The sequence below is a fragment of the Falsiporphyromonas endometrii genome (genome assembly GCF_042654485.1).
Taxonomy (GTDB): Bacteria; Bacteroidota; Bacteroidia; order Bacteroidales; family Porphyromonadaceae; genus Porphyromonas; species Porphyromonas endometrii.
Genome location: NZ_JBHSGO010000103.1, coordinates 1 through 3,289 on the forward strand (window position 1 = coordinate 1; position 3,289 = coordinate 3,289).

Genomic DNA, 3,289 nt, shown 5'->3' on the forward strand with positions numbered 1-3,289 from the left:
TCCATAACTTTAATTGTTTGATAATCATAAAGTTACAAATAATAAATCAACTAACCTACTGATATTCAATATATTAACACCTTGTATAAGATTGTTTTTCAATTAAATTTAAACAGCTTCTAAGATTACGGTACTGAGAAAAGAAATTAACTATATAGGTGATCAGTACGATCCGATTAAGATTTATGTCTATAAAAAGGGAGAACAAATTTATATGCAAAGAGAAGATGGACCAATCAATCCGGTCCATGTCCCATCCCTACAAAAAGATGATGAACTTCCTCTTAATCTGAAAATCCTTCTCCAAGAAACAGGAAACAAGCAAGTTGAGGCCGTATTATTACTAAAATCCATAGAAGATTTATCAAAAGACAAACTTTACCATTATGAGATCGTATTCAAATACAAAAGTGATCCAGTGCAGACTATTCCATATACATACAGCGAACGCTTTGGATGTTTAGGCTATTCTTTCTATCCCGAAGGAAGACATTTTTCAATCCAATGGCGACCTCGTGTTGCGTTATCAAAGATTCTGGAGACTATGAATATTACTTAAGAGCTTTTGTCGATAACGATAATAATGTATCCCTTACAGATTGGTGGAAAAGCACCCCATTCTATCGGGATAACAAAAGCTATGATATGGTGTATTATGAACCAGCCTCCACAAATCAATCTCAAGAATTTGACGATATATCAATAAATCAAAATTGCATCTGTTCAGAAGGAAAAACTATCCTACTATATAGTTTTGATGGTAAACTGCTTACTTTTTCTGACAATCGTTTGGATTACTCATTCCTATCAAAAGGCAATTATATTGTTTTGATCAACAATCAACATAACCACACATATAAAACAATAAAGATTCAAAAGGACTAAAAGTTACTTTTATGAATTGAGAACAAAGCTGAGGAAGATTAAGCTGTTAGATATCTCTTACAATCATTTTCCATATTAAAAGAATATTTCTAATGTGTGTTTATCACAAACCATATTAATAAATTCATTAGATATCATAGAACAATCTTAGGTCAAAAGATTGTACATTTGCATCCACTCAAAGATGAGGATTTAAATAAAAGGTCGTAATGTCATAGAATATGGTAAGCAACAAACTTCATCACTTCGAAGGTATATGATATAAAATATATCTCCTTTCCATTTTAGACCCTGTCCGTTCCAACAGACACTCATATTTCACCAATGGCTTAGATGTTGTTTATAATGAGTGCAATATCACATCATTAAATCCATTCTCATTTGACATATTTGGCACAGACATCACATCTTATCGGTAAAGTATCAATAGATTGCCAAATTAAACTTGATGATATGAAACAGAATTTTATCATTCGGAAAAGCAACCTGCAAGATCTTCCAACTATTATGAAAATGGTAGATGCGGCAAGAAACTTCATGATAGACAATGGCAATCCAACCCAATGGCCTATTGGAAGTCCTTCAGAAGAGCAAATCAAAGAAGATATAGACAAAAGACAGAGTTATATTGTAGAATTGAATGGGGCAAGTGAAGCCACATTTTGTTGTCAGGTGGGAGACGACCCCACTTACAGTCTGATCGAAGAGGGTGAATGGCCCGACCAACTTCCCTATGTGACAATTCATCGTATGGCAAGTTTTGGACATGTCTCCGGCATGGGTAATCTAATCTTTGAATGGGCCCAAAATAATTATCCTGTCATTAGATGTGACACCCATAGGGATAATAAAAAGATGCAAGAGATCCTTCTTAACAATGGATTTAGATATTGCGGTATAATATATGTGCATAATGGTACCCAGAGATTGGCATACCAATGGAACAAGAAATAAGTATAAATAAAATGAGAATTGACTTAGCCACATCAGCATTGCAGCTACCTGCATATTTTAAAGAAGATAGACAGCAAACAATTATTGTCGTAGATGTATTAAGAGCATCCACCACGATCACAACCGCTATCTATAACGGTGCAAAAGAAATGATAGTTGTTGAAAAACTCCAAGAAGCAATGGATTATGCCGAGAAGGGATACCTTGTTGGAGCAGAAAGAAAAGCCCTGAGATGCGACTTTGCTCGTTTTGGCAATTCTCCATACGAATACCAACCTGAGATTGTCCATGACAAAACATTGGTATTTACAACTACAAATGGGACAAAATGCATTGAACGAGCTTTTAGCATAGGTGCAAAGAAGGTTTATATAGGCGGTATTATCAATCTTGAGCAAGCTACAAATCAACTTTTAAGAGACAACAATGATATTATTGTCTTAGCTGCCGGATGGAACGACACCATAGGTTTAGAAGACTGTATCTATGCCGGAGCAATTGCTGAAAAGCTAATTCAAAAAGGTGCCATAATTGAAATGAGTGATGGCACGTTTGCTATGAGAGAGCTTTGGCAAATCCATGGACAAAACGATCAAGATCTTATCAAGTATATTGCCAATACAGAACACTACAAAAGAATGAAAAAAGCCGGTGTGGTAGGAGATGTTCCCTACTGCCTTACTCAAAATGACAAGATGCCTTTCCTTGAAGTGAGAAAAGAAATGGGGAAATACCTATGCAGAATGTAAGGATCAGCAAGTTATAATTGATTAAGATTTGTGTGAAACCCGGTAATATCATTAGACTTTTTTTGAAGAACAATACAATCTGATTTGCCATCATAATGTTCTAAGACTTCTCCGGGATTAACTATTATTTTTGGTGAATGTTTTGCACAGTTAAATAACTTTTATACCTTTGACAGTGTAATACTAAACTATTACACCATACAACAACTATAACACAGTACAATCATGGTCAAAGGAAACTACTTTACATTCATCACAACAGTCCTGATAACTATTTTGTTATCAACAAATTACACATTTGCACAAAACAATCAAAAGATTACCATCAGTGGATGTGTTGCGGACAAACAAGATAACAAACCTGTAGCATTTGCAACAGTTTCTATCTCATTTATAGAGAACAACAAAGAGGAACTATACGGACAAGTAACCGATCAAAATGGCTGTTTTAAGATAGCTGTTCCACTAAAAAGCAAGTACACTATTGACGCTAACTTTGTGGGCAAGAAATTTGATAAAATGACCGTGTCACCTCAAGCCGGAGACAAATCTATTAAGCTTGGAACCATCTATCTTAGAAGCTGTTTAAATTTAATTGAAAAACAATCTTATATAAGGCATTAATATATTGAATATCAGTAGGTTAGTTGATTTATTATTTGTAACTTTATGATTATCAAACAATTAAAGTTATGGAACAA

At 34.3% G+C, this 3,289-nt stretch carries 5 protein-coding genes; all 5 read left to right on the plus strand.

The genetic code is table 11. The annotated features are described in order from the left end of the window. Window positions 1-214 precede the first annotated feature (214 nt). The 5 genes from ACFO3G_RS03570 to ACFO3G_RS03590 all read left to right on the plus strand — a co-directional run bounded on the left by ACFO3G_RS03570 (window position 215) and on the right by ACFO3G_RS03590 (window position 3,212). Entirely contained in the window at window positions 215-559 is a 345-nt protein-coding gene (locus tag ACFO3G_RS03570) for a hypothetical protein (protein ID WP_380078058.1), read from the plus strand. After that, window positions 505-885, plus strand: coding sequence for a hypothetical protein (locus tag ACFO3G_RS03575; RefSeq protein ID WP_380078060.1), 381 nt, complete (start codon window positions 505-507; stop codon window positions 883-885). The genes ACFO3G_RS03570 and ACFO3G_RS03575 overlap by 55 nt, the downstream gene beginning before the upstream one ends. A gap of 453 nt (window positions 886-1,338) precedes the next feature. Continuing rightward, window positions 1,339-1,839, plus strand: a complete 501-nt coding sequence (locus ACFO3G_RS03580; protein WP_380078062.1) for a GNAT family N-acetyltransferase — start codon at window positions 1,339-1,341, stop codon at window positions 1,837-1,839. A gap of 11 nt (window positions 1,840-1,850) precedes the next feature. Beyond that, the gene (locus ACFO3G_RS03585; RefSeq protein ID WP_380078064.1) at window positions 1,851-2,588 is read left to right on the plus strand and encodes a 2-phosphosulfolactate phosphatase; all 738 of its coding nucleotides are present in this window, start codon (window positions 1,851-1,853) and stop codon (window positions 2,586-2,588) included. 225 nt (window positions 2,589-2,813) lie between these two features. Next, window positions 2,814-3,212, plus strand: a complete 399-nt coding sequence (locus ACFO3G_RS03590; RefSeq protein WP_380078066.1) for a carboxypeptidase-like regulatory domain-containing protein — start codon at window positions 2,814-2,816, stop codon at window positions 3,210-3,212. Window positions 3,213-3,289 lie beyond the last annotated feature (77 nt).

What these genes read in the sequence shown, in the direction of transcription:
- ACFO3G_RS03580 (WP_380078062.1), top strand. Translation starts at nt 1,339, where the DNA reads ATGAAACAGAATTTTATCATTCGGAAAAGCAACCTGCAAGATCTTCCA.
- ACFO3G_RS03590 (WP_380078066.1), top strand. Translation starts at nt 2,814, where the DNA reads ATGGTCAAAGGAAACTACTTTACATTCATCACAACAGTCCTGATAACT.
- ACFO3G_RS03585 (WP_380078064.1), top strand. Translation starts at nt 1,851, where the DNA reads ATGAGAATTGACTTAGCCACATCAGCATTGCAGCTACCTGCATATTTT.
- ACFO3G_RS03575 (WP_380078060.1), top strand. Translation starts at nt 505, where the DNA reads ATGGCGACCTCGTGTTGCGTTATCAAAGATTCTGGAGACTATGAATAT.
- ACFO3G_RS03570 (WP_380078058.1), top strand. Translation starts at nt 215, where the DNA reads ATGCAAAGAGAAGATGGACCAATCAATCCGGTCCATGTCCCATCCCTA.